At 46.2% G+C, this 23,445-nt stretch carries 22 protein-coding genes; 11 read left to right on the top strand and 11 right to left on the bottom strand.

What is annotated here, in order from left to right:
- Positions 1 to 19: 19 nt before the first annotated feature.
- Positions 20 to 991 carry a dehydrogenase gene (locus tag IE104_RS18115; protein WP_189421131.1) on the bottom strand — a complete coding sequence of 324 codons (972 nt, stop codon included), beginning with the start codon at positions 989 to 991 and terminating at the stop codon, positions 20 to 22.
- Positions 981 to 3,425 (bottom strand): FAD-binding oxidoreductase, encoded by a 2,445-nt coding sequence (locus tag IE104_RS18110; protein ID WP_229838111.1) that lies wholly within the window; start codon positions 3,423 to 3,425, stop codon positions 981 to 983. The genes IE104_RS18115 and IE104_RS18110 overlap by 11 nt, the downstream gene beginning before the upstream one ends.
- A 226-nt stretch (positions 3,426 to 3,651) precedes the next feature.
- Here IE104_RS18110 and IE104_RS18105 point away from each other — a divergent pair, with 226 nt between their 5' ends.
- The 8 genes from IE104_RS18105 to IE104_RS18070 all read left to right on the top strand — a co-directional run bounded on the left by IE104_RS18105 (position 3,652) and on the right by IE104_RS18070 (position 14,335).
- Positions 3,652 to 4,827 (top strand): DnaT-like ssDNA-binding domain-containing protein, encoded by a 1,176-nt coding sequence (locus IE104_RS18105; protein ID WP_189421130.1) that lies wholly within the window; start codon positions 3,652 to 3,654, stop codon positions 4,825 to 4,827.
- Positions 4,790 to 5,440 (top strand): replication protein P, encoded by a 651-nt coding sequence (locus IE104_RS18100; RefSeq protein ID WP_229838109.1) that lies wholly within the window; start codon positions 4,790 to 4,792, stop codon positions 5,438 to 5,440. Before IE104_RS18105 ends, IE104_RS18100 begins: the two co-directional genes overlap by 38 nt.
- Positions 5,441 to 5,507: 67 nt before the next feature.
- Positions 5,508 to 6,299 carry a glucosaminidase domain-containing protein gene (locus IE104_RS18095; protein WP_189421126.1) on the top strand — a complete coding sequence of 264 codons (792 nt, stop codon included), beginning with the start codon at positions 5,508 to 5,510 and terminating at the stop codon, positions 6,297 to 6,299.
- 74 nt (positions 6,300 to 6,373) lie between these two features.
- The gene (locus IE104_RS18090) at positions 6,374 to 7,495 is read left to right on the top strand and encodes an alpha/beta fold hydrolase (protein ID WP_189421124.1); all 1,122 of its coding nucleotides are present in this window, start codon (positions 6,374 to 6,376) and stop codon (positions 7,493 to 7,495) included.
- 184 nt (positions 7,496 to 7,679) lie between these two features.
- Positions 7,680 to 8,288, top strand: coding sequence for a response regulator transcription factor (locus IE104_RS18085; protein WP_189421122.1), 609 nt, complete (start codon positions 7,680 to 7,682; stop codon positions 8,286 to 8,288).
- A 253-nt stretch (positions 8,289 to 8,541) separates the two neighbouring features.
- On the top strand, positions 8,542 to 9,429 hold the full coding sequence (locus IE104_RS18080) for a CheR family methyltransferase (RefSeq protein WP_229838107.1): 888 nt from the start codon (positions 8,542 to 8,544) through the stop codon (positions 9,427 to 9,429).
- 65 nt (positions 9,430 to 9,494) lie between these two features.
- Positions 9,495 to 10,757 carry an EAL domain-containing response regulator gene (locus tag IE104_RS18075; protein WP_189421120.1) on the top strand — a complete coding sequence of 421 codons (1,263 nt, stop codon included), beginning with the start codon at positions 9,495 to 9,497 and terminating at the stop codon, positions 10,755 to 10,757.
- An 80-nt stretch (positions 10,758 to 10,837) separates the two neighbouring features.
- Positions 10,838 to 14,335: a PAS domain-containing hybrid sensor histidine kinase/response regulator gene (locus IE104_RS18070; RefSeq protein WP_189421118.1), complete on the top strand. Its 3,498-nt coding sequence runs from the start codon at positions 10,838 to 10,840 to the stop codon at positions 14,333 to 14,335.
- Here the strand turns inward: IE104_RS18070 and IE104_RS18065 are convergent.
- The 5 genes from IE104_RS18065 to IE104_RS18045 all read right to left on the bottom strand — a co-directional run bounded on the left by IE104_RS18065 (position 14,300) and on the right by IE104_RS18045 (position 19,231).
- Positions 14,300 to 14,938 carry a hypothetical protein gene (locus IE104_RS18065; RefSeq protein ID WP_189421116.1) on the bottom strand — a complete coding sequence of 213 codons (639 nt, stop codon included), beginning with the start codon at positions 14,936 to 14,938 and terminating at the stop codon, positions 14,300 to 14,302. The two genes, IE104_RS18070 and IE104_RS18065, sit on opposite strands and share 36 nt — an antisense overlap.
- Before the next feature lie 4 nt (positions 14,939 to 14,942).
- Entirely contained in the window at positions 14,943 to 16,040 is a 1,098-nt protein-coding gene (locus IE104_RS18060; RefSeq protein ID WP_229838106.1) for a polysaccharide deacetylase family protein, read from the bottom strand.
- 4 nt (positions 16,041 to 16,044) lie between these two features.
- Entirely contained in the window at positions 16,045 to 16,317 is a 273-nt protein-coding gene (locus tag IE104_RS18055) for a PilZ domain-containing protein (RefSeq protein WP_189421112.1), read from the bottom strand.
- A 95-nt stretch (positions 16,318 to 16,412) separates the two neighbouring features.
- Entirely contained in the window at positions 16,413 to 18,671 is a 2,259-nt protein-coding gene (gene parC, locus IE104_RS18050; protein ID WP_189421111.1) for a DNA topoisomerase IV subunit A, read from the bottom strand.
- Positions 18,672 to 18,760: 89 nt separating this feature from the next.
- Positions 18,761 to 19,231: an LEA/WHy family protein gene (locus IE104_RS18045; protein WP_189421109.1), complete on the bottom strand. Its 471-nt coding sequence runs from the start codon at positions 19,229 to 19,231 to the stop codon at positions 18,761 to 18,763.
- Positions 19,232 to 19,372: 141 nt separating this feature from the next.
- Between IE104_RS18045 and IE104_RS18040 the strand changes: the two genes are divergently transcribed.
- A complete protein-coding gene (locus tag IE104_RS18040; RefSeq protein WP_189421107.1) occupies positions 19,373 to 19,717 on the top strand; it encodes a hypothetical protein in 345 nt (114 codons plus the stop codon).
- Between the two features lie 12 nt (positions 19,718 to 19,729).
- Here IE104_RS18040 and IE104_RS18035 read toward each other — a convergent pair whose 3' ends face one another.
- The 4 genes from IE104_RS18035 to IE104_RS18020 form a co-directional block, all read right to left on the bottom strand.
- On the bottom strand, positions 19,730 to 20,098 hold the full coding sequence (locus IE104_RS18035) for a DUF2750 domain-containing protein (RefSeq protein WP_189421105.1): 369 nt from the start codon (positions 20,096 to 20,098) through the stop codon (positions 19,730 to 19,732).
- A 33-nt stretch (positions 20,099 to 20,131) separates the two neighbouring features.
- On the bottom strand, positions 20,132 to 20,857 hold the full coding sequence (locus IE104_RS18030) for a M48 family metallopeptidase (RefSeq protein ID WP_189421104.1): 726 nt from the start codon (positions 20,855 to 20,857) through the stop codon (positions 20,132 to 20,134).
- A gap of 56 nt (positions 20,858 to 20,913) precedes the next feature.
- The gene (locus IE104_RS18025; RefSeq protein ID WP_229838104.1) at positions 20,914 to 21,414 is read right to left on the bottom strand and encodes a hypothetical protein; all 501 of its coding nucleotides are present in this window, start codon (positions 21,412 to 21,414) and stop codon (positions 20,914 to 20,916) included.
- A 265-nt stretch (positions 21,415 to 21,679) separates the two neighbouring features.
- The gene (locus IE104_RS18020; RefSeq protein ID WP_189421102.1) at positions 21,680 to 21,988 is read right to left on the bottom strand and encodes a hypothetical protein; all 309 of its coding nucleotides are present in this window, start codon (positions 21,986 to 21,988) and stop codon (positions 21,680 to 21,682) included.
- Between the two features lie 352 nt (positions 21,989 to 22,340).
- On the opposite strand from IE104_RS18020, the gene IE104_RS18015 reads away from it, so the two are divergent.
- Complete coding sequence (locus IE104_RS18015) at positions 22,341 to 22,787, top strand: nuclear transport factor 2 family protein (protein WP_189421101.1); 447 nt, start codon at positions 22,341 to 22,343, stop codon at positions 22,785 to 22,787.
- Positions 22,788 to 22,860: 73 nt separating this feature from the next.
- Positions 22,861 to 23,418 carry a glutathione S-transferase family protein gene (locus IE104_RS18010; protein WP_189421099.1) on the top strand — a complete coding sequence of 186 codons (558 nt, stop codon included), beginning with the start codon at positions 22,861 to 22,863 and terminating at the stop codon, positions 23,416 to 23,418.
- Positions 23,419 to 23,445 lie beyond the last annotated feature (27 nt).

Here is a 23,445-nt window from a genome sequence, read left to right as displayed (position 1 = left end):
CGCATGCGCCCAGCATAAATTATGCTTTAGTGAAAACCATCAAAGCATTATGGGTAGGATCCCCCTTTTGATAGAGTCTTCGTCCATCTGTTTTAAAACCATTTTCTGTCATCAATGCAGTCAAATAATCTAGCGAATAAAAATTGCGTAACTCTGCTTCGTTATAGGCACCGGTTTCCATAGTGCCCATATTAAATACATCGTGCGCCAGCGCTACCATATGCCACATATCTACGGAATTAACATTGTGGTCGCGCAAAATTAATTTTCCGTCACTAGTCATTGTATTTCTTAAGGAGGATATAAACTCATTACGCAAGGGTATAGGGCAATGATGGAAGCCAATATAAACGCATGTCAGCTCAATTGAATTCGCAGAAATGTTGCGCTGCAATTCAGGGCGGTAATTAGCAAGAGAAAAAAACTGGCCGCCCTTGCCAATTTGACCACGATCCACAATGTCTGCTGGTGAATAGGTAGGAGCACGATCTGCCATAAAGAAACGCGCATCCGCGATATCAATACGTTCTTCTAAACTATCCAAATAACGGCCTGTAGAACCAACTTCCAAATAGCTGGAATAACTTTTTTTGTCACCCAGCAAAGCAAGTGTTTGTGAAGTCATTTCCTTTTTCTGTTTAGCCAATGCGGGTACAGAGTATGTCAGGTCTTTTAAAATAGGAGCTATTTCTGCCAGTCGTGGTTGCAATGCAAGGTATATATCCTTATCTTGCGAATATTTTTTCACCCCCTCTGCAATCAACTCATGTAATTTTTGTTCAGGGTACAAATGGAAAACATTGGTTAAAAACAAAATGAATTCATTTTTTAAGGATTCATTGGTGTAAACACTACGAAAATTACTGCTTCCTGCTATCAGGGGTTTAAGTTCTTCAGTTGTTTGAGCAAACAACTGAAGAGAGCTAAACTTTATGTAAGTGAATAGAAACCCTATTTTTACTAAAAAATTACGGCGTGTATTAGTAGTCATAGATGTGCTCCAGCGAGAAGCCTTTGGCCTTCAATTCTTGCATCGCATGTTTTAAATTGCTGACAGCGGCATAAACATAAACTCGCTGTTGCTGTGGATTCGATACCAGCGGTGATGCAAACAGCAATTTTGCATCTTTTAATCCATTAGTATCTCCACTACCGATATACGACAACACTATGCGCGTATTGCCAGAGATATCCTGAAAGATAAAACCCTGTTCAACCAAGTCAGGAAGTACTGCAGTAAATACCCCCCAACGCGGTACTGCCAACAAATAAGCATCACCTTTTTGTTCCAGTATTTTTGCTGGAGATTGGACATCTCCAGCGCCTTTGGCGGTCATGTAGATAAAACCATCGCTTTGCTCATAGCTGGATGTAGCTGCGTACCCAATTATTTTTGCATAGCCCGTTTTGATAGCAAATTCCAAACTAAAGAACAATTTTCGCTCAAGTTTGCGGATAAAGTTTTTCCCGAAGAAATCTGTATCAGCCCAAATCTTTTTTATCCACGGAAAGAAATCAAATTTATACCAAGCTTCATCGTAAATAAGCTTGCTGTAAGCAAGTTGTGCTTGAGTGATAATTTTATCTTCTGGTGTTAATTCGCCACCTGCAGTCCAAGCGGTAAAAGTACCTATGGTTTTTTCGTAAAGACCTTTATACATGTATTCTATGGTCGTGCTGATACCTATAACACGCAACATAGTTATATATTGGGAATTTTCTGGATATATATCTTCGGTGACTTTTCGGACACGATCATATAAACGCCAATATTCACTGATGGACTCCCAAAATGGGAAGCGGCTAGGTGCTTTATCTGCCGTTAAATAATTTGCGTACTCCACTGGATTAAAGACCAAATACCATTCCGGAATAGTCAAGAATGTTTGCTCTTCACCACGGAAGTATTGCTTCACATTGTCTTTATCAAATTGCAGGTCATCATCTGGATACAACTTGGCCCAAAGCTGGTTGCGAAAACGGAAATTGGGGTCAAGCCTTTGTTTAAGCGCAAAGTAATCTTGAGCATGCGGATAAGCCGCTGCAAATTGCGCTCGGCTTTCATAAACTTGATATGGTAGATAATAAGAGCCATTAACGGATACAGCAGCATCAATCATTTCTTTAGACCAGAGCTTTACTTTTTCCTGATCTTCGCGGCTTGTCCCTTGACGATAATAAACCACGAATGCAAAAACTTCAGTTTTAGCCCAAGCTAATAAGGCGCCCGGATCTTGATGTGCGTGACGAATTGAAACGTTAATAATATCTGCTTCGTGTTTTTGGAAAATGGCGCGCATCTTTGGCACAAATTCATCAAATTTTTCTACAGGAACAAAATATTCGCGCAAGCCATAGGTGGTTTCTTTACGGCTCGCAGGTTCCAGCTCGCGAACATCGTAACTAGCCTCATTGTTTCGCCAAACAACCGGTGTGGAAAGATAATAAACAGGTTCGAGGATATGCTGACGCATCCATTTTCCCGCGTCGTAATCCGCCATAAAATCAACAATTTTAGGCCCCCAATAATATTCAGCATCACGCGGCCTGATTCTCTGCTCATCAGTTAGGGATTTGTCGGTTTTAATCCAGGTTACCGAGCGAACACGTTCATAGTTCGGCGGATATATATCGCCATTGGTAAATACAGCCGCTTGATTATCGCGAACATTATCAAAAAAGAATTTTTTATATTCTGTAATATCCATGACATCTGATGTACGTTCCACACGAATATTATCTGCAAGATTTAAGGTAGCTTCGACAATTACACCTATGCCACCATACCCACCAATTGCGCCATAAAACAGTTCTGAATTTTCGGTGGGCGAAGCTGTTTTTAGGCTGCCATCCGCAAGCACTATTTTTATCTGATCAACAGATTTGATTAAAGGACCTTCGCCCACATAGCGGCCATGCACGTTAACGCTAAGTGACCCACCAACCGTAAAATTTGAATAGGTCTGCATAATTCGAATGGAAAGATTGTAAGGATCTATATAATCCTGAATATCACGCCAGCGAATTCCGGTTTGTACTGTGATTTGTTTTTTATCTTTATCAAACGCCAAGACTTTGTTGAACTTGCGCATATCTATATGCAGGCTATCAGGATAAGCAACCTGCCCACCTTGACTGTAGCGGCCGCCGCCAATTGAAATCGGACCCGATGTATCCGTAATAGCAGAAATAATTTCTTGCTCTGTCGTGGGCGATATTTCGTGACCTACACGCACTGAATTTAGCTGTGTCACATTACCGACAAGCTTATCGTTAAAATCGAATTTAAAATCCTCGTCACCACAGTTATATACCACTAGGGTGGTTACGATTGCGGTAATAACTAAAAACGCCAATAGCAGCTTGAAAGTAACACGAATGATCTTAAATATTTTTTTAAGCGGAGAGATTTTGTAAGTTGGCATAGGGGAGTCCATTTCAAAGCCAGAAGATAGTAAAACCTATTTATTATTTTGAGCGAAGCTAGGGTAAACGACTTGAAGATGCTTGGCAAAGGCTGCCAGTGTCATATCAGCAACCGAAACGACTCCAACTTTACCTTCTTCCAATCGGTCAAGCCTAGCTTCCACTCCCCATACCCCCTACAATTCCACCCCAGTGCCATATTTAAAATTTGATCTAAAACTACCCATGAGTTCATCCCTTATCCCTGAACGCCCGCTGCTGGTTTCACCTTCGCTGGCAGCGACTATTGGCCTTGAAGAGGCTTGCATGCTCTCGCTTTTGAGCGATATGGCGGCTTATCGCCCGCTGGTGGCGCGGGACAACCACGACTGGCTGGATTTGGATGAAACACTGATTACGCGGGCTATGCCCTTTTGGTCGGCGCAGGATATCCAGCGCATTAGCAAAAACCTGCGCGACCAGGGGATTATTTTGCTGGCCTCTGCGCCTTTTACCGAAAGCGGCAAGCTGACCATTGCATTTAACGATGGCGAGCGTACGCGCAAGCCGATTGAGAACACACGCCCATTGCCGATTATTAACATGGGCGGCGGTGCTAATTTAATTGCTCCCAACTGGCAGCCGGATCAGGAGCTTTTACGCCAGGTTGCACAGCACAATATTCCCGAAGATTTTGTTCGCCAGCAGGTGCCGGAATTTATTACTTACTGGCGCGAGCGCGGTGAGACCAGCCATTCCTGGGGCGCAAAGTTTTTAAAAGATGTATTGCACAAATGGCGCAATCATCAAACGCAAATGGCGCGCCATGCGCGTGAAAACAACGAAGAGTTTTTAAATCGCGAAAAAGATATTGCGATGCATATGAGCTGGCGCCCAAGCAAAGATGCGCTTGAAGTTTTGGTGAAGCACGCCAATATCAGCTATGCCTTTGTGGAAGATGCGATTCCAGAATTTGTGTTGTATTGGCAGGAACGCGGTGAAGTGGGCCGCACCTGGAACAGCAAATTTATTCAGCATGTAAAGCGCCAGTGGGTGCGCTATTCATCCGCACTTGAAAATGATACCGAACCCAAACGTATTCCGGAAAATTGGCAGCCGAGCAACGAAGTTTTTGATGTGCTCCGCCTCGCCGAAATCAAAATAGATTTCGCGCAAAAACAAGTGGCCGAATTTGTTTTATTTTGGCGCGAGAGCAACCAGCTTTACGCATCCTGGAATACCAAATTTTTGCAGCACGTAAAATATCACTGGGCCAAGCAACACGCTTTGACCACTACAGCACAGCCCCCTTTTACACAACAGGGTAATTACCATGCGGGACAGCAACCCAATCATTCAGCAAGTAGCACAAGAGATCGAAGCCTTGTCCAAGACCTCACCGACCGCAGCTGGGCACAGTGAAGGAACTGAACAGAATTTTCCTCCTTGGCGTAGTGGAGAGCGTAAAATTACTGACGCTCATATTGATGCTTTGAATGAAATTTTTGCGCTCTTCCGCATTAATTATCACAACCAATATTATAAAGCTTACAGCGATACCCAAGTGCTTAACCAAATTAAAAAATTATGGTTGGAGAGCTTGAGCCAATTTGCACCTGACACTATTTTGCGCGGCGCGCGTAAAGTGATTGAAGAATCGGAGTATTTGCCAACACTCAACCGCATGATTCGCGCCTGCCAGGGCGACCCGGAAAAATTTGGTTTGATTGATGCGCACCGTGCTTATGTAGAAGCTTGCCGCGCACCGAGCCCTAAAGCAGCTTATAACTGGAGCCACCCGGCGATTTACCACGCTGGCTGCGCGAGCGATTGGTTTTTTCTGGCGAATAATTCAGAAAAAATAGCTTTCCCCATTTTTGAACGCCACTATTTAAAGTTGTGCGAGCGCGTGATGAATGGCGAAGAATTGCCAGCTCCAAATATTCCTGCTTTGCCGCAATCGACAGAAACTCCTTTAAGCAAGGAAGAAAATGCAAAGCGAATGGAAGCACTGAGAAAGCAGTTAGAATTATAAGCCGCATAAAACGTGTTTTTGAAACATGCTAAGGGCATTGAATTGATTTATTTTTACAGGAAGCAACATGCAACAAAGTTTTTCAAAATGGTTTTTAGGCTTAGCGCTTATCGCCTACGCCATAGGCACTTTAATATTGGTATTTTTACTTTCGCTTAATCCTTTAAGCGGCAAAATCGACAGCGACGTATTAACTAGCAACACCTTGCTGCCAGATTTAACCTTAATCAACCAACCTATGGAGCGCGTGCAATTATTTATTGGCATCATGCGCCCGCTAGTTGAACAAAAAAATGAATTGCTGATTAGCACGCGCGAGCGCTTGTTGCAAATCAAGAGTGAAGTTGATCAAAAGCATGAATTGGGTTTTGTTGACCGTGAACAACTCAACCGTTTGCGCGAAGATTTTTCAGTCAGTGTTGAGGATTACCCCAGCGATAAACAAGCCGTTGAAGTTTTGTTATCACGCGTTGACATAATTCCACCAGCCATGGTTATTGCGCAGGCTGCAATTGAATCTGGCTGGGGCACATCCTTCTTTGCGCAAGAAGGCAATAATTTATTTGGTGAATGGTGCTTTAAAAAAGGTTGTGGCATTGTTCCCACACGCCGTGCAGCTTCTGCCAAACATGAGGTGCGCAGGTTCGACAGTATTGAAGATTCTATTAATTCCTATTACCGCAACATCAATACTAATAACGCCTACCGCAGCTTGCGGGATCTGCGTGCGAAAATTCGCCACGATAAAAACAAATTTACCGGCCATGCGCTTGTTGCCGGTTTAGGAAAATATTGTGGCCGTGGCGATATTTATATTACTGAAGTGCGCTCACTGATTAACCACACCAATCTGGAATAATTTGGCTGCGGCTTTCTAAAATGGAAGCCGTTTGCTACGCCATTTTTCTACCTATGAGCAATTAAGGATAATGAATGTATCGCATATTTGCCGTTGTTTTTAGTCTGCTAATTAGTTCTGCAGCGAATGCAATAAACATAAGCACCAGCGATCATTTTATTTCTGCCCCGTCACTTGCACCCGCACTACTCAACCAAATCACAAAGCTCTATGTGCGTGAGGTAAAGCCAACCGGCAACGCCACTCGCGGCGCTGTGCTTTTTATTCATGGCGGTGGCACGCCTTCGCAAGTTGCTTTTGATATCGGCTATAAAGATTACAGTTGGATGGCTTATTTGGCGCAGGAAGGTTTTGCCGTTTACGCGTTGGATTTAACCGGCTACGGTCGTTCAACGCGGCCTGTTGAAATGAATAATCCTTGCCATTTATCTGAACAAGATCAGCAGCAATTTATTCCTGCGCTCATTAACAAAACCTGCGCGAAAACCTATAGCCAGGCACTCACTACAAATGAATCGGATTGGGCAGATATAGATGCGGCAGTGAACTTTATTTTGGCTAGGCAAAAGTTAAAATCGCTTGCCTTGATTGGATGGTCACAAGGTGGGCCGCGCAGTTTGGTTTATAGCCAGCAGCATCCTGAAAAAATTAATCAGTTAGTTTTATTTGCCCCTGCCTATGGCCGCGATTGGCCCATGCAACAACCGTCAAACACAAAGCTTACACAATTAATGGGAACGCAAAACCGCGACGAATTTAATGCGGGTTGGAATAAACAATTGGGTTGCAGCAATCAAGTCGATGACGCTATTCGTGACCCACTGTGGCAAGCCATGCTGGCTTCTGATTCGCTAGGTGCAACCTGGGGAACAGGGGTTCGCCGTGCGCCGGAACAGATTTGGCACTGGGGCTTTAATCGCACTTCAGCGGCAAAGATCACCAAACCTACGCTCTTGATTGTTGGTGAATTTGACAAACAAGTATTGCCAGATCGCGTTCGTGAACTTTATGAAGACTTGGGCTCGCCGAAGAAAGTACTGGTCGAGTTAGGTTGCTCGTCTCATCGCGCCAATTGGGAAACGAATCACCTCACTTTGTTCAAAGCCTCGGCGGATTGGTTAAAAGATCAAACTATTTCCAGCAAGACTCGGGCAGTCATAAAGCTTGGTGGCACGGCTTCCACGCAAGTGAAGTGACCCATATTCGCCAGTTTTAATAGCGGAAAGAAACATATTTGGTAACAAGCAGTAACAGCACATAAGAAATCGCTATTAAGGTCGATTTTTGATGGAGATTTGCTAAGCTCATAGAACTTCTTCTTGCGAAGAGAGGATGCTGTACCAGACACAACAAGGATAAGCACCACCTATGGCCGCCCTAATGAGTGTAAGTAAACTGTCAGCTGCTACGGTTTATATCGTTGATGACGACGACATTATTCTGTGGACCCTAAAAGAGCTGGTGCAATCCATCGGCGCCCGTGTGCTTACTTATACCTCAGCCAAAGAGTTTCTTGCGGCTTATTCTCCCTCTCCCTGTGAATGCGTGATTTCTGATGTACGTATGCCCGAGATCGGCGGCTTGCAAGTACAGCGTTTATTAATGTCTACCGGTTCGCCACCACCCATTATTTTTATCACCAGCCACTCCGAAATCAGCGCTGCGGTGGAAGCCATGAAAGCAGGCGCTTTCGATTTTGTGGAAAAGCCGGTCAACGGCCATCTGCTGATTGAGAAAGTCCAAGCCGCACTTGCCCATAGCCGCACGCTTCACCGTGAGCGATTGAGCGAATCCAGCAAACAAGCACGCCTGGATCTGCTCACCCCCAAAGAGCGTTCAATTGTCGATTTGGTGGTACAAGGGCAGTCCAGCCGTGAAATTGCGGGCTCGCTGGATATCAGCGTCCGCACCGTTGAAAATCACCGCGCCCGTATTATGGATAAATTGCATATAGCCTCCGCTGTCGAACTCGTTAAGCTGTTCGTCTAACCCCTCATCGTCTACGAAACAAGCGAAGCCTCTTCGCTTGTGTGGTTTTTCTCACCTGTATTTTTTGCGCTTGCTTAATCACTTTTGCGCATTTGCGTACTAACCCTCCACACTCCTGAGTAGTTTTACTCTCTCGCCAAATTTGCCGCTGGATCACAATGCGTCATATGGGAATAAGCGTTTTATCAGCGCCTTTCACCAACACTTTGCTCAACGAAAATACTGACTTTGTGACTTTTTGAGGTAACCAGCCATGCATGCCCATTCAGCGCAAACAGTGCAACCTATCAACCCCGGTACCAGCATGATGAAGGCCCGCGTGATTGACCTGTCGCCAGAAGCAAATCTCTTGAGCAGCACTGCATTCAAGAGAATCCAGTCGTTCTTTCAACAAGAGAGCGGCATTTTTATTCCAGGCCACAAACATCAGTTGATCATCACCCGGTTACGCACCCACATGCTCTCCCTTGGCTTTAAAGATTTCGACCGCTATTCAAGTTATTTGGTTGAAAGTGCGAGCCATGCCGAACGCACCCAAGTGGTTGATTTGCTCACCACCAACGAAACCTATTTTTTCCGCGAGCCAGAGCATTTCACCCAGCTCGCCAATGCCATGCTACCCAAAGTTAAAACTCGCCCCTTGCGCGTGTGGTGCGCCGCAGCCTCAAGTGGAGAAGAACCCTACAGCCTGGCGATGGTGTTGAATGAAAAGTTGGGCCCAACCGGCTGGGAATTAACAGCCAGCGATCTTTCTGTGCGTGTGCTGGAGACGGCAGAGCAAGGCCTGTATCGCATGCAACGCCTTGAATGCATGCCGCCCGAATATCTTAAGAAATACTGCCGCAGAGGTGTAGGTCCTTATGAAGGCATGTTTATGGTGGACTCTGAATTGCGTAAACGTGTGAATTTTGTCCAACACAACTTGCTGGACAGCGCCGCAAGCCTGGGTCAGTTCGACATTATTTTTGTACGCAATGTGATGATCTACTTCGATACCGACGTTAAAAAACAGGTGCTCAGTAATTTGTACGCTCAGTTGCGTCCAGGTGGCTGGCTGGTCACTAGCCATTCGGAATCCCTGATTGGTTTGGACACTCCACTGAAATCCGTTCGCCCGTCCATTTATCGTCGCACCGCCTGATACAGGAGCTGTTATTAGATTATGAATTCACTAGCGCCTGCGGCCCAATGGATATGGAGGCGAACATGAACCAAGGCCTTGAATCACTAATAAGTCAGGGGCAGCGCCCGCACGCCAGTATTCTGCGCCAGGGCGTGATGATAGTGGACGATAGTGAGTTACAACGCCTGGTTTCCAGTGAAATCCTGCGCAGTATTGGCATCGATAAAATTTACGAAGCCGCTGGTGGCCTGGAAGCGCTGGATTTACTGCGCTCCGATTCAATCGAGCCCGGCGTTATGCTGGTGGACTTGCACATGCCCGACATGGACGGGATTGAGTTAATTCAGGCTGTCGCCAAGTTTAAGCCCCACATTGCCATCATTATTGTTAGCGGTGCCGATAGCGTCTTGCTCGACACTTTAGGCAGCATGGTGCGCGCCTGCAAAATGACTATGCTTGGCGCACTACCAAAACCGCTTAACGGCAAGTTGCTCCTGGATAAATTACTGCGCTACCAACCTGCAAGCCTACCACCTGTGCCACCGCGCAACCGCATTCGGCCATCGGCGCTTGATTTGAAGCGCGCCTTGCGGCTCAACCAGATCAAACCTTTCTACCAACCCAAAGTGGCGCTGCAACAAGGCGAAGTCGTTGGCTTTGAAGCCTTGGCGCGCTGGTGCGATCCGCTTAAAGGGATAGTCCCACCCGGCGAATTTATCGATCTTGTAAGCGAGTATGGGCTGTTAAAAGAGCTGACTCTTGCCATGCTCGATTGTGTGTTGGCCGATATGAACGCCTGGAACAGCCTCGATTTATTCCCCAGCGTTTCACTCAATATCTCCGTCAATCAGTTGGAAGACCCCAGCTTTGCCAATCACATTATTCGCAACGTAAAAAATGCCAACATCAATCCAACAAAAATTCTCTTGGAAATCACAGAAAGTGCTTTAATGAAAGATCAGGCAGTGGCTTTGGGCAATATTGGCAGACTCAAATTAAACGGCTTTGGATTTTCAATTGACGATTACGGCACCGGTTTTTCGTCCATGCAGCAACTTTCGCATATTGCCTTTAGCGAGCTGAAAATTGACCGCTCTTTTGTATGCCGGGTGAGCGAGAGCGAGCATCTGTGCAACATAGTCCAATCTTCGCTTGATATGGGTCAGCGCTTGGGATTAACCACAGTTGCTGAAGGTGTAGAAACCGTCGAGGAATTGCAGCTGTTGCGCGCTATGGGTTGCGACGAAATTCAGGGCTTTTTGTTTTCCGCACCTATGCCAGCCAGCGATGTGCTTCCCTGGCTAAACGACAACGGCGCCCGCATTGCCAACTTGTGCCGCTGCTAACAAAAGGTTTAAAGCCTAGCCAGATGCGGTAAGGCCGCCGCTCATGCATTAACAAAACTAATAATTAATGTGGAAACCCCATGAAGCTAGGGAAATATGCCTCAACCTTACTCGCCATAGCCATCAGCCTGACGTTGATTGCCGTAACCGCAGTATCCATTCGTTTTATTTACGCCTACGACCGCGCCAACGTATCCCACCATTTGCTCACCCGCCTGCAAGCCACCAGCGGCTTGATTGAATTATGGCAACGCAATTATCTGACCGGGGTTGAAGCGCTGGCGCAGGAGCCGGGTTTGGTAAAACTGGTTGATGACCTGATGAGCAAGAAAATCAGCGCAGCCGAGGCGGGTGTAACCCTGGATCAATGGTTGCGCCCCATTTATCTGGCGCGCGGCTATGAAGGCCATTCAATCATCGATCCCAATTATCTGGTCATGCTCTCCAGCAGCCCAAATTACAATGGCAAACCCATAGCCACAGCCAATTCGCGCAGCGCCGTAGGCAAAACCATGCGCGAGGGTAGAGCCATTGGGCTACCCACCGCAGCCGTGTACCAAATTAGCATTCTCGATAAAACCGCCGCGCCCGGAACCCTCTATCAATTGGCCTGTGCGCGCATCAATAAAAATGGCAAATTACTTGCCACCCTCTGCTTGCGGCAGGATCCTTACCATAATTTTTTCGCCTTGCTGAGCACGGGTTTTTCCGGCACTTCTGGCGAAGCCTATGCCGTTAATCGCGAGGGTTTGATTATCTCCCCAACGCGCTTCGGGCAAGCACTTGTCCGCAATAAAACCGTCACTGATCAACCCCCAACCTATATCAAAGGGCTAACTGCCCGCGTGCCCACTAAAACTAAAAATGGCACCTTGGTAACTAACCCTAAAACCAGCCCTTTGACCAAGGCCGTTAGCCTTGCCATGCAAAATGGATACAGCAATTTTATCGATGGCTATCTGGATTACCGCGGAGTTGAGGTAGTTGGTGCGGTGAAATGGTTGCCCGGCATGGATATAGGCATAGTGGTAGAACAGGATGCAGAAGAGGTTTATACCCCCTTCCAATTCTTTCGCAACGCAATCATTGGCTTCACCGTGCTCGCCATACTCTTAATCAACCTTCTTGTGTTGGTTATGGCTCGCGGGCGCAAATCACTGGCTGAACGCGAAGAACGTATGCGGGCATTCCTGGATAATTTTCCAGGACTCGCACACATGCGTGATGCCAGCGGTAATTTTTTGGTAGCGAACAAGCAGCTGGAAAGCTTTATAAACACACCGCGCAGCAAAATCATTGGCGAGGGCAGCTCGGCCCTGTACCGCGCCCCCCAGCATTTTGTCAAACAACTGGACGCCGAACACCAGGAAGTCATTCGCACCGGCCAAGTCGTAGAAATAGTTAAGGAAGTTGCTGGATTCAGTTACACCGACATGAAATGGATGAAGATCATCCGCTTCCCGATTCACGACCCGGAAACCAGCGAAGTCTACGCGGTGGGAACTATCCTGATGGATATTTCCGAGCAAACCCGTAACGCCCAGGAACTGGACTCCATCAGGGTTAATTTGGAGCACATAGTCACCCAGCGCACCGGTCAATTGGAAGCCGCCAAACTCGAAGCCGAACAGGCCGCACGCGCCAAATCAGATTTCCTTGCCAACATGAGCCACGAAATTCGTACGCCCATGAACGCGATTATCGGCCTCTCACATTTAGCCACATTGGTATCAGACGACCCCAAGCTGCGCAGCTATCTGGAGCGCATCCACCAATCGAGCACCCATTTGCTTTCTATCATCAACGACATCCTGGATTTTTCCAAAATTGAAGTAGGCAGGATGACGATTGAAAACACCGAGTTCTCCCTTGAGGAAATGCTGGACAACGCCTTGGGATTACTTTGGGACCGAGCCGATGCCAAAGGTTTGGAACTGCTATTGGATATAGATACGAACCTGCCTGATAGACTCAAAGGTGACGCCCTGCGGATTGGCCAAATCCTGATTAACTTCACCAGCAACGCCGTGAAATTTACCGAAACAGGTACTGTATTGGTAAAAGTGAGCAAGGTGAGCGAAAGCGCCCGCAATGTGCGGGTACGTTTTGACGTGCAGGACACCGGCATTGGCATACCCGCCGAAAATTTCAATCAACTCTTCAAACCCTTCCACCAATTGGATACATCGTCGACCCGTCGCTTTGAAGGTACAGGCTTGGGCCTTACCATCTCCAAAAACTTGATAGAACTTATGGGCGGCGAGCTGGATTTTCGCAGCCAACCTGCCGTGGGTAGCGTCTTCTCGGTCGAGTTAAACCTGGTCAAAGGCAGCACGCAAGAAATCAGCAAGTCACCCGCAATAACCCAAGGCAAGCGCGCACTCGTGGTGGATGATAATCCCCAGGCGCGCAACATTTTAGCCAATATGCTGCGCGTGCTTGGGTTGGAGGTGACTAGCGTGCAATCAGTTTCCGACGCCACGGCACTAATCACCGGGCAAGCGGCCAACATTTTTGATTTGATTTTCCTCGACTGGAAAATGCCCGGACTTTCGGGGCTGGAAGCGGCAGAACAAATTCACAAATTACCCAACACCCAAAACACCAAATTTGTTTTGCTGTGCGCTCACAACAAACACGACATAGGAGCCAATGCTGAAAGCCTTTTTGCAGCCATTATTGGCAAACCTGTACTTCCATCTATATTGCAGGACGCAGTGATCAAGCTCTTCAAAAATAATCACAGCCGCGCCGACCACGCCACTCAGCTGGACTTAAACAATTATCAAAACCTGACGGGTAGCCGCGTGCTTTTGGTCGACGATAACGACATCAATCAGGATGTGGTTAAAGAGTTGCTGAGCCTGGTTCAGGTTGAAAGCATCACTGCCGCCAATGGCAAAGAAGCTCTGGAGCTGCTGGAAAACACGCCTGTTGATATGGTGCTTATGGATGTGCAAATGCCCATCATGGACGGTATAGAAGCGACGCGACGCCTGCGCGCGCAAGAGCGCTTCGACCAACTCCCTATTATTGCCATGACTGCGGGTGCGCTTGAGGGCGACCGCGAGCGCTGCCTTAGCGTAGGAATGAACGATTACATATCCAAACCTATTTACCCCGAAATTCTCTACACCATTCTGTTGCGGTGGTATAACCGCCGGGCACCTGCCATCGCGGTTCCACAACCTGCCACTCAAGCCAGCAGCGCCAACGTCACCCGTGTGCTCTCAAGGCTTTACCGTATCTCCGGTTTGGATGTTGACCAAGCGCTTGACCGCTTGCTCCATAACGAAACACTTTACTTAAAACTTATCACCCGCTTTATCCAGGAACGCAGCACCATGGCGGACGTGATTGAAGCAGCCATAGCCGCAAAAAATTTAACCGAGGCCAGTAGCCATGCGCACTCTTTTAAATCTTTAGCCGGAACTATTGGCGCGGTGGAACTGCAAGCATTAGCACTGCAAATTGAACTGGAATTAAACCAGGAGAAGGATGTGACTCATTTATTGCAGAGTTTGCGTGTATCTTTGGATAATTTAATTAGCGATTTGAAAACAGGACTGAGCCTTTAAATAAGTTTCAAGCTCAACGGTCGCCTCATGCAAAATAATTGCATAGGGATATGATTGCTTTTCACTTTTATAAAATAGAATAAACCCCTGCCCCACAAGGAAAAAACCCGTAAGTGTCCTATGCCAGACTAAACTCACCACACCATTTTTAATGCGGTAATAGGCTAAAACATTTTCACGAAAATCATATTCTGCCCGGAATGGTGCGAGTTTGGCAGCTTGTTTCACCATCAGTCGCGCTCGCTTTTTCGCTACCCAAGCAAATACCCGCTCATTAAAACCATTCAATTTACCTTCCAGCTTATTTCTATCCCAAAACACAAATAGAAAAAGACTGGCAAACAAAAGCATAAAAATATTAAGCGTTAAGGAATTGCAAACACTCGTACCCAAGAGTAACGAAAGCCCGACAAGTAACAGCAACACAATACATGCAACCCGAATAAAAATAAAAAGCACAGGGACAATCTTCTTTTCAAAAAAACCATCCCGTCTCAAATCATTTTTTGACTTGAGTCGCCGAAAGAAAATTTCTGTTAGTTGCTGCTCCACGTTTGGCAAATAATCGGCAGTGATTTCCGTCTGCAGCTTCAATGTTTGCATTTATTCAGTCCTGATAAGTCCAGTTTCCGTTTTTATCTGTCACCAACCAAAGCTGCGTAAACCAATAGTAGCGCCCATGCTGGTTGCTGGCGGCGGTGCAATTGAATTTAGTGCGACCTTGCGGAAACGTCTGTTTGGATTGAATCCATAATTTGCCATCAATCACTTGGGTATTGATTGCGCCCTCATTGGATGAAAAGCAATTTACTTTGGTTGGCAATGAATTATCACTGAGCGACAATATCAAATAAGGTTTGTCGCCGGCCTTAACAACCATATCATCCAGCTTGCGCTGTTTGTCTGCATAAAATTCCACTTTTTTCACCGGCATAGGCAGCGTATTTATTTTCTCAATAAAATCGTTCAGCTCTGTATAGCTTCCACCAAAAGGAAAACGCGGCAGAGTTTGCAAATCCGTATCAGCATGCAGTACACCTGCCTGCTGTGTGAAGGCAACGTAACCCAACTTTTTTAATAGTTGTTTTACTTCAGCGTTATATTCACCAAAAGGATAAGCAAACACATGTGGCGCACTGCCAATTTCCTGTTTAATTTTTTCTTGCGCGCGCGTAATTTCACCGGTCACACGCTCGCGCCATTGCGATTGGGTTTCAGACTTATTCAAGCGCACCATGTGATTGTGTGCAGTGGTATGGTTGGCAATGGTGACGCCATTTTTTGACATGTCGCGCAGTTGATCCCAAGTGACAAATAGTTTGCCCGAGCCAACCGCATCCGTATTTACAAAAAACGTAAATGGCCAGCCACGTTTTTTTAACACGGGGTAAGCAGCGGTATAAACATCTGCGTAAGAATCATCGAAGGTTATAGCAACCGTTTTATCGGGCAATACATCACCTTTGCGCAGCTTTTCTGTCAGCTCGGTTAAAGGCACAATCTTGAAGTTATTTTTTTCCAGATAGTCCATATGCGCCAAAAATCGCTCAGGGCTAATACTGGTAGAAGCGGGCATGGTATTGCTGACGTGGTGATAAATTAATACAGTGGCGGCGCGAGCATCAGCCAGCACCGACAAAAAAATCACCAATGTTGCGCCAACATTTTTCCAGATAGTGCTGGACTTTTTGCAGAGGCTTAACAAGGAATTAATCATCCAGATTAATAAAACGCAAACCAACTCCTTCAGGCTCTACCCGCACCACTTCCATTTCCAAAATCGGAGCATCATCCATTAACCCTTGAACTTGCCCGGTAACTTGCGTACCTACAGGCGGAACCTGATCGGGTTCCAAAACTACGAATACACCACCATCGGAAATATCGCGGGTTTTTACAATCATTTCTTCGCTGCCATGTGTGACTTTAATGCGGCACGCCAAAGGAGTGCGTATGTGGCGACGTTTGTCTTTTGAACTCATAAGATGACCCTTTTGATTATTGTAAATTAGAATCCAATATCTTTCTTGGCAAACAAAAACGGTGAGCAATGCCCACCGTTTTTTATGTATCTTTTTTATTTATCCGTCACTTCAACTGCATCGACTTTTTGGAAGCCGCGCGGCAATTTATTTCCACGACGTCCGCGTTCACCTTTGTAATGCTCAAGGTCAGCCATTTTTAAGGTAATGTGGCGCTTGCCTGAATAGAGTGTCAGCATTTGGTTAGGATTAATTACGCTCACCGACACCACAAACTCTTCATGCGTTTGCGCACGCGCCGATGGAATATTCATAATTTTATTGCCCTTACCTTTTGCCAGTTCAGGCAATTCGGTCACAGGGAACACCAACAAACGACCATCATTACTTACCGCCGCAAGCAATGCTTGCTCTGCATTGCTAATAAATTGTGGCGGTAATACTTTGGCGTTTTCTGGCAAGCTGAGCATTGCTTTGCCCGCTTTGTTTTTGCTGGCCAAATCTTCTAATTTAGCAACAAAACCGTAACCCGCATCCGAGGCCAGCAACACACGTTGATCATCTGCACCCATCAACGCGCCTTCAAAGGTTGCTCCACTTGGTGGCGAAATTTTCCCGGTCAAGGGTTCGCCCTGCCCGCGTGCCGATGGCAAATTGTGCGCAGGCAATGAATAGCTGCGCCCGGTTGAATCGAGCAAAATAACTTGCTGATTACTTTTGCCGTGCAACGCAAATTTCAAACTGTCACCCGCTTTGTAGCTTAAGGCGGCAGCATCAATGTCGTGACCTTTAGCAGCGCGAATCCAACCTTTATCAGAAATCACCACTGTAATTGGATCAACACTCATGAGCTCTGTTTCGCTCAGCGCCTGAGCTTCTGCGCGCGCAACAATGGGTGAACGGCGGTCATCGCCAAATTGTTCAGCAACCTGAACTAATTCTTTGCGCACTAAATTTTTTAATTTCACTGCGGAATCGAGAATTTTTTGCAAGCCATCGCGCTCTTTTTCAAGCACTTCTTGCTCTTCACGAATTTTCATTTCTTCCAAACGCGCCAATTGGCGCAATTTGGTTTCCAGAATATATTCGGCTTGCATTTCAATTAAATTGAAACGCTCCATCAACACCGGCTTGGGATTGTCCTCTTCGCGGATGATGCGAATCACTTCATCCACATTCAAAAACACAATCATCAAAGCCGCTAAACGCAACAAACGCTCTTCTACTTTTTCCAAACGATGTTGCAAACGGCGGCGCGTCGTCACAGTACGGAAACTTAACCACTCGCTCAAAATTTTATTGAGCGGCTTAACCGCCGGCTTGCCGTCAATACCAATCATGTTCATGTTGACACGATAGGTGCGTTCCAATTCAGTGGTTGCAAATAAATGCTGCATGACCTGTTCAAGGTCAACGCGATTGGAACGGGGAATGATAACGAGGCGCGTGGGATTCTCGTGATCAGATTCATCGCGCAAATCTGCCACCATGGGCAATTTTTTCGCCTGCATTTGCGCGGCAATTTGCTCAAGAATTTTCGCACCGCTCACCTGATGCGGGAGCGCGGTAATAATAATATCGCCAGAGTCTTCATCTTTTTGCCACACAGCACGCATACGCACACTGCCGCGGCCGGTTTCGTACATCTTAATTAAATCGTCGCGCGGCGAAATAATTTCGGCATCCGTGGGCATATCGGGGCCGAGAATGTGTTGGCACAAATCCGTTACGCTGGCTTGCGGGTTGTCAATTAAATGAACAAGTGCATTTACCACTTCGCGCAAATTATGCGGCGGAATATCTGTCGCCATACCTACCGCAATACCGGTAGTGCCATTCAGCAATACGTTGGGGACACGCGCAGGCAATACTGCGGGCTCTTCCAATGTGCCGTCAAAGTTGGGCTGCCAATCAACCGTACCCTGACCCAACTCTTCCAACAAAACTTCGCTGTATTTTGTGAGGCGCGATTCGGTGTAACGCATGGCCGCAAATGATTTGGGATCGTCGGGCGAACCCCAGTTTCCCTGACCGTCAACCAGCGTATAACGGTAGGAGAAGGGTTGCGCCATAAGCACCATGGCTTCGTAGGACGCAGAGTCACCATGCGGATGAAATTTACCAATCACATCGCCTACGGTACGCGCCGATTTTTTAAACTTGGCCGAGGACTTTAAACCTAACTCGCTCATCGCATACACAATGCGGCGTTGTACGGGCTTCAAGCCATCGCCAATATGAGGCAATGCACGGTCGAGAATCACGTACATGGAGTAATCGAGATAAGCTTTTTCACTAAAATCTTTTAAGGCGATGCGTTCATCTGCATCGGGGAGGGTTGTTAACTCGCTCATTCAATATCCTGCTAAAACGTTGAAAATGGCCGCACGCATTCGCGCCGCCACAAGCACCTATTATCGTTTATTCACTTTCTGCTCGCGGATTACTTGCTTCCACTTAAAGGCAAAACACCCTTTTTGTCCACATGCATAGAAGGCAACCATGCACTGAAGTCGATGACGGCAGAAAAATTATAATTCACTTTATCGCCCACGCCATTGGAGCTGAAATGCTCCAGCAAACGTACAATTGAAATAATATCAGCGGAGATTACCAGGGTTACCGGGGTTTCTTGCATGCCCCTGAGCACGGGAACCTGATCAGTCGCGCCAGACAGCAAATTTATATTTTCAATACCCACGTTGTAATTGATACCGCGCACACTTAAATCTTGTCGGTTCGGGTTTAAAATACTCAGATCGACAGCGATTTGTCGCTGCAAAATACCCTGTGCGGGCAATAAGCGCAAACCAACCAGTTTCACATCCGGATCTTTCAAGGTGGGATTGATGGCGGCGCAACTTGCCAGAAGTAGGCAAACGCAAAGACTCATTAACCTCAAGATTTTGCTCATAGAATATCCCGCAGGGTTTTAATGGTAAAAAATGTGACCCAAAGCTCTCGCCCTACAGCCTTCCTTGTGGTGTAATCCGCGCCCTGATGTGATGCACGGAGGCAAGACAACGCGACGGAAGCCAGACTAGATGAATTTATTATGCCGTACCCCAAACTGAAATCAGATGACATACTCGGCAGCAGGGAAATTTGCTTTACCAACCGCAAAGATTCCATTCATCCGCAGCTGATGCGCTTGTGTATGGATTTTGACTTGGTAGTGTTGCAGGTACAGCGCCGGGCATTTAGCCACATCTCCAAGCGCCTGCTGTCAACCGGTAATGCCTTTGTTATTACCAACCGCGACTACCGTACCACTGGCCAGCTCTTTTCGCCCTGGTGCGATACCATGCTAGAGCTGGAGATCTTCGCTAAAAAACACCATGTCGATATTTTGCATGACCACCTGTTTGGCGACGATATCAACGAAACCAACTGGCGCTAATTGCCGTTAAGCCTAATCTGCCAGCTCCTGATCAAACTCTTCCAGCAAGTCCAAAGGTTCTATTTCTACACCTTCAAGCTCCTCGTCCCAATTGATGCCCGCCAAAATGACATCTTCGTGCATACCCGTAAGCCAATCTTCCAAAAACTCTTCCAGCTCAATTGCTACCGGCTCGTAATCTTTCCAATCTTCCTGGCAGTGCGTACGGGCAAAGGCTTCCTGGGACCAAAACGGCATCACATCGGTATTTTCATATTTTTCGGAACCGCACAGCGCCCATCCTTCCGGACCTTGCAAGCTCCATACGCAACCATTCTCAATCGCTTCAACTATAAAACGGTCAAAGTTCTCAGAGTCGTTATCGCTTAGTGGCTCGTTCATAGGGTATCTCCAGACGGTTAAACATAACGCGGATTAAAACATAAGCTGCATGCCTTGGGTTTTAAGCCAGGCACGACGGTTTTTGTAATCAGGACAGAGGCTAGCAACTACAGCCCAAAATGCCGGGCTGTGGTTGTGATGCAATAAGTGGCTCACTTCGTGGGCGACAAGATAGTCGACTATAGACTCAGGGGCTAGCAGAATCTGCCAGTTGTACTGGATAGCGCCCTGCGCTGTGCAATGACCCCATTTTGAACGAGTCGCCTTGATAGTAACACCGGAATGCTTAACCCCCAAACGCGCTGCGGCTGCATCCGTTTTGGCTTGCAGCATCGCCAGCGCTTGTTGTTGATACCACTCACATACCAAACGCTTGGTCTGCTGTTCATCGGGCAGGCGGCTGCGCGACGTGAGTATCACTAGCAATTGCGCGCCGTAGCGCACCACATCGGCTTTGGGCTGTTTATGCACCACCAAACTCAACTCGCCACCCAGGTAGGGCAGACTGCTACCATTTGCAAAACTGTAGCTGGGCACAGCCGAAAGTTGTTGCTCTTGCTGCGCTAACTTTTGTTGCACCCAGAGCGATTTCTCACGTACAAATTTTTCAATTTCGGCTTTCGCCACAAAATAAGGAGCGCGCACTACCACTTGCGCTTTTGCAATTTCAATACTGATACTGCGCCTGCGCGCAGAGCGAACCAACTCAAACGCAAAGGGTACAGCAGCAGCCGGATTTTTCAGAAACGATATAGGCATAAGCGCATCAGTAAAAATAAACTCCGGTGCATTATGCCTGTAGAAAAGATGCAGGGCTACTGCATAGAAACCGGATAGTATTTATAGCTGCAATAAGGCGAATCCAGATCACATATCTCCAGAATTAAATTTACATTTTGCGGTACACGTTTTATGAAAGCGGCAATATCCGTTGGATGCCGCGCATTATTGCACGACAAATAAAAATCAGAGGTATATTCACAAATGACGTTACCGCCCTGATCGCAAGCGCGGTAAGCGCCGCAAATATCTGAATAAATAATCAAAGAGTTGGAAATTTCTGGAGTGGAGTTAACACGTATGTTGACACGATAATCTTTGAGGCTATTAACCTTCCAAAACACATCAAATAAGCCGTTGTTGATGTAGGGATCTATAGCAAGTGCCTTTAACGAATAGCCGGTATCTACACCGTAGCTATCTACAATATCGAAAGCAACCAGCGATGGCGCAGGATTAAAATCACGTTCAGCTTCTTCACCACCACAAGCACTTAAAAAAATACAGCAAAGCAATATCCAAATTTTATTTTTCACCGCAAACCTCCCTAAAGGTTAACGGCTTTAATGCTAGATTTTTTCCAATGAATTAGAGCTGAATAAAAATCTGCAACACACTATCAAAAAAAAGCCCCCGCTCATCCGCTAAGCAGGGGCCATAAAACCTGTTTCCAAATTTCATCCATTACTACTAATCACACACTAACTAATTTCAAACAGACCAATCATCAACGAAAATAGTGCCTACCCATAAAATCTAATTGTCCATGCACTCCTTGTGACATTAAGCAGCTCGCACTGATTAATGACGCCATTTAGCTAAAGGCGACAGATTCACGCTGCCGTCTTCTTCCAATACCGCAAATTTCGATTGCTCGGAATTTTTAACCACAACGATTGGGGGAACAAATAAAGGACGGCGAATAAAAGCGAGTTGCCAACCAAAATTTTCCAAGCTGTGCAACGCAAGGCGTTGAACCTCATTAAGATAATATAAAACATCAGCGGGAAGAGCATTGCGAGAACCGCGAACATCTTCTTTTGGCGCCTGTACAGCCTCATCAAAAATTGCGTCAAAATCAGCGTTGAAATTGCGGATAGGATCCAACATATAGCCTCCTTTACACCGAATTAGCGCGCCAGCGCGCTCGTCAAACTTCGTATCGTTAAGGCTAGTTTTAACGTTGGGGCAATCTTTGTCAAAAGCCTAGTTGGAATATGAATATCAGCTGAAAGAGCTCAAAATCATATCTACTAAAATGTTCTTAAAAATTCACTTTACCAAGCTCAAAAATGAGGCAGAATGAAACTTTGATGACATTTATGGTATATTTTAGAGCGCCAGCTATTAAAAATATTTTTTATACAACAAAATGAACGCACAAAATAAGTGCTGATTAAAAGGCAACACGGCAATGTTTTTCGCTCAGTAAAAATAACCCCCTAATAACCGAGCAAACACTATGACAACAAAACAATTTTTCGCCCTATGCATCCTTACCTTGGGCATAGCCCAAGCCGCTACAGCCAGCAAACCAAACGCCAAAGCGGTTCAACAAGTCGAAGCTCAAGTTGAACTACTGCGCAACGCCATGATCAGTGCTGACGCAAAAAAGCTGAAAGAGCTAACAGCAACCGAACTTAACTATGGTCACTCCGGTGGGCATGTTGAAAACCAGGCTGAGTTTATTGAAAAAATAATTAGCGGAAAATCTGATTTTGTGACAATCGATTTGCGTGACCAAAGTGTTCAAATCGTTAAAGACATTGCGATAGTTCGCCATAAGCTCTTTGCCACAACAAACAATAATGGGAAACCAGATGAGGTCACCATTGGCGTAATGTTAATTTGGCAAAAGCAAAACGGAAACTGGAAACTCCTGGCGCGACAAGCGTTCAAGGATCATTAATTTTTCAAACAAATGGCAAGCGGATAGCACGCAAATTCACAAGCGGACAGCACGAAAATTCAAAAGGTAGGTTATGAAATTATACGGCAGTTATACATCACCCTTTGTGCGCCATTGCCGCATAGTATTATTGGAGACAAATTGCGCCTGTGAATTTATTGAAACAGATCAAGCCACAAGCGCAGTGCGATCACCCACCAAGCGCGTGCCTTTTCTCGAAGATGGCGATGTATTCCTAACCGATTCAATCGCCATTCTAAAATATCTGCGTGAAAAAGCTGGCCAGAGTTATTTGGCCAGCACTCATGAACTCAATCAATTCTGCATGGTGAATACAGCATTAGATACAACCGCCAATTTATTTTTCCTGGAACGCGATGGTGTAGATTTAACCGCTTATGAATATACACGCCGCCAAGCTGCGCGCATTGAGTCCAGCCTTGCCGAATTAAATCAACTAGACCTGCCGTTGCATGCACCCTACAACGATGTGCAGCTACGCTTAGCCTGTTACCTATACTGGGCACTATTTCGCAATCGTATCAATATAGAAAGCCACAAAAATTTGCAGGATTTTTTGAGCGGCATTCAGCAGCATCAACCTTTTGTAAAAACTGCCATACCAATGTAAAGCGAAAAAACAAACGGGCAATTGTGG

It is taken from the genome of Cellvibrio zantedeschiae, assembly GCF_014652535.1.
In the GTDB taxonomy this organism is placed as follows: Bacteria; Pseudomonadota; Gammaproteobacteria; order Pseudomonadales; family Cellvibrionaceae; genus Cellvibrio; species Cellvibrio zantedeschiae.
Note: the sequence above shows the minus strand (reverse complement) of the source record. Positions and strands in the feature narration are given on the sequence as shown.

Bases quoted from the DNA above. Each gene is read 5' to 3' on its own strand.
- IE104_RS18055 (WP_189421112.1), bottom strand. From the start codon at position 16,317: ATGAGTTCAAAAGACAAACGTCGCCACATACGCACTCCTTTGGCGTGC.
- IE104_RS18040 (WP_189421107.1), top strand. From the start codon at position 19,373: ATGCCGTACCCCAAACTGAAATCAGATGACATACTCGGCAGCAGGGAA.
- IE104_RS18035 (WP_189421105.1), bottom strand. From the start codon at position 20,098: ATGAACGAGCCACTAAGCGATAACGACTCTGAGAACTTTGACCGTTTT.
- parC (WP_189421111.1), bottom strand. From the start codon at position 18,671: ATGAGCGAGTTAACAACCCTCCCCGATGCAGATGAACGCATCGCCTTA.
- IE104_RS18105 (WP_189421130.1), top strand. From the start codon at position 3,652: ATGAGTTCATCCCTTATCCCTGAACGCCCGCTGCTGGTTTCACCTTCG.
- IE104_RS18075 (WP_189421120.1), top strand. From the start codon at position 9,495: ATGAACCAAGGCCTTGAATCACTAATAAGTCAGGGGCAGCGCCCGCAC.
- IE104_RS18065 (WP_189421116.1), bottom strand. From the start codon at position 14,938: ATGCAAACATTGAAGCTGCAGACGGAAATCACTGCCGATTATTTGCCA.
- IE104_RS18030 (WP_189421104.1), bottom strand. From the start codon at position 20,857: ATGCCTATATCGTTTCTGAAAAATCCGGCTGCTGCTGTACCCTTTGCG.
- IE104_RS18110 (WP_229838111.1), bottom strand. From the start codon at position 3,425: ATGCCAACTTACAAAATCTCTCCGCTTAAAAAAATATTTAAGATCATT.
- IE104_RS18115 (WP_189421131.1), bottom strand. From the start codon at position 991: ATGACTACTAATACACGCCGTAATTTTTTAGTAAAAATAGGGTTTCTA.
- IE104_RS18010 (WP_189421099.1), top strand. From the start codon at position 22,861: ATGAAATTATACGGCAGTTATACATCACCCTTTGTGCGCCATTGCCGC.
- IE104_RS18020 (WP_189421102.1), bottom strand. From the start codon at position 21,988: ATGTTGGATCCTATCCGCAATTTCAACGCTGATTTTGACGCAATTTTT.
- IE104_RS18070 (WP_189421118.1), top strand. From the start codon at position 10,838: ATGAAGCTAGGGAAATATGCCTCAACCTTACTCGCCATAGCCATCAGC.
- IE104_RS18015 (WP_189421101.1), top strand. From the start codon at position 22,341: ATGACAACAAAACAATTTTTCGCCCTATGCATCCTTACCTTGGGCATA.
- IE104_RS18080 (WP_229838107.1), top strand. From the start codon at position 8,542: ATGCATGCCCATTCAGCGCAAACAGTGCAACCTATCAACCCCGGTACC.
- IE104_RS18095 (WP_189421126.1), top strand. From the start codon at position 5,508: ATGCAACAAAGTTTTTCAAAATGGTTTTTAGGCTTAGCGCTTATCGCC.
- IE104_RS18090 (WP_189421124.1), top strand. From the start codon at position 6,374: ATGTATCGCATATTTGCCGTTGTTTTTAGTCTGCTAATTAGTTCTGCA.
- IE104_RS18045 (WP_189421109.1), bottom strand. From the start codon at position 19,231: ATGAGCAAAATCTTGAGGTTAATGAGTCTTTGCGTTTGCCTACTTCTG.
- IE104_RS18085 (WP_189421122.1), top strand. From the start codon at position 7,680: ATGAGTGTAAGTAAACTGTCAGCTGCTACGGTTTATATCGTTGATGAC.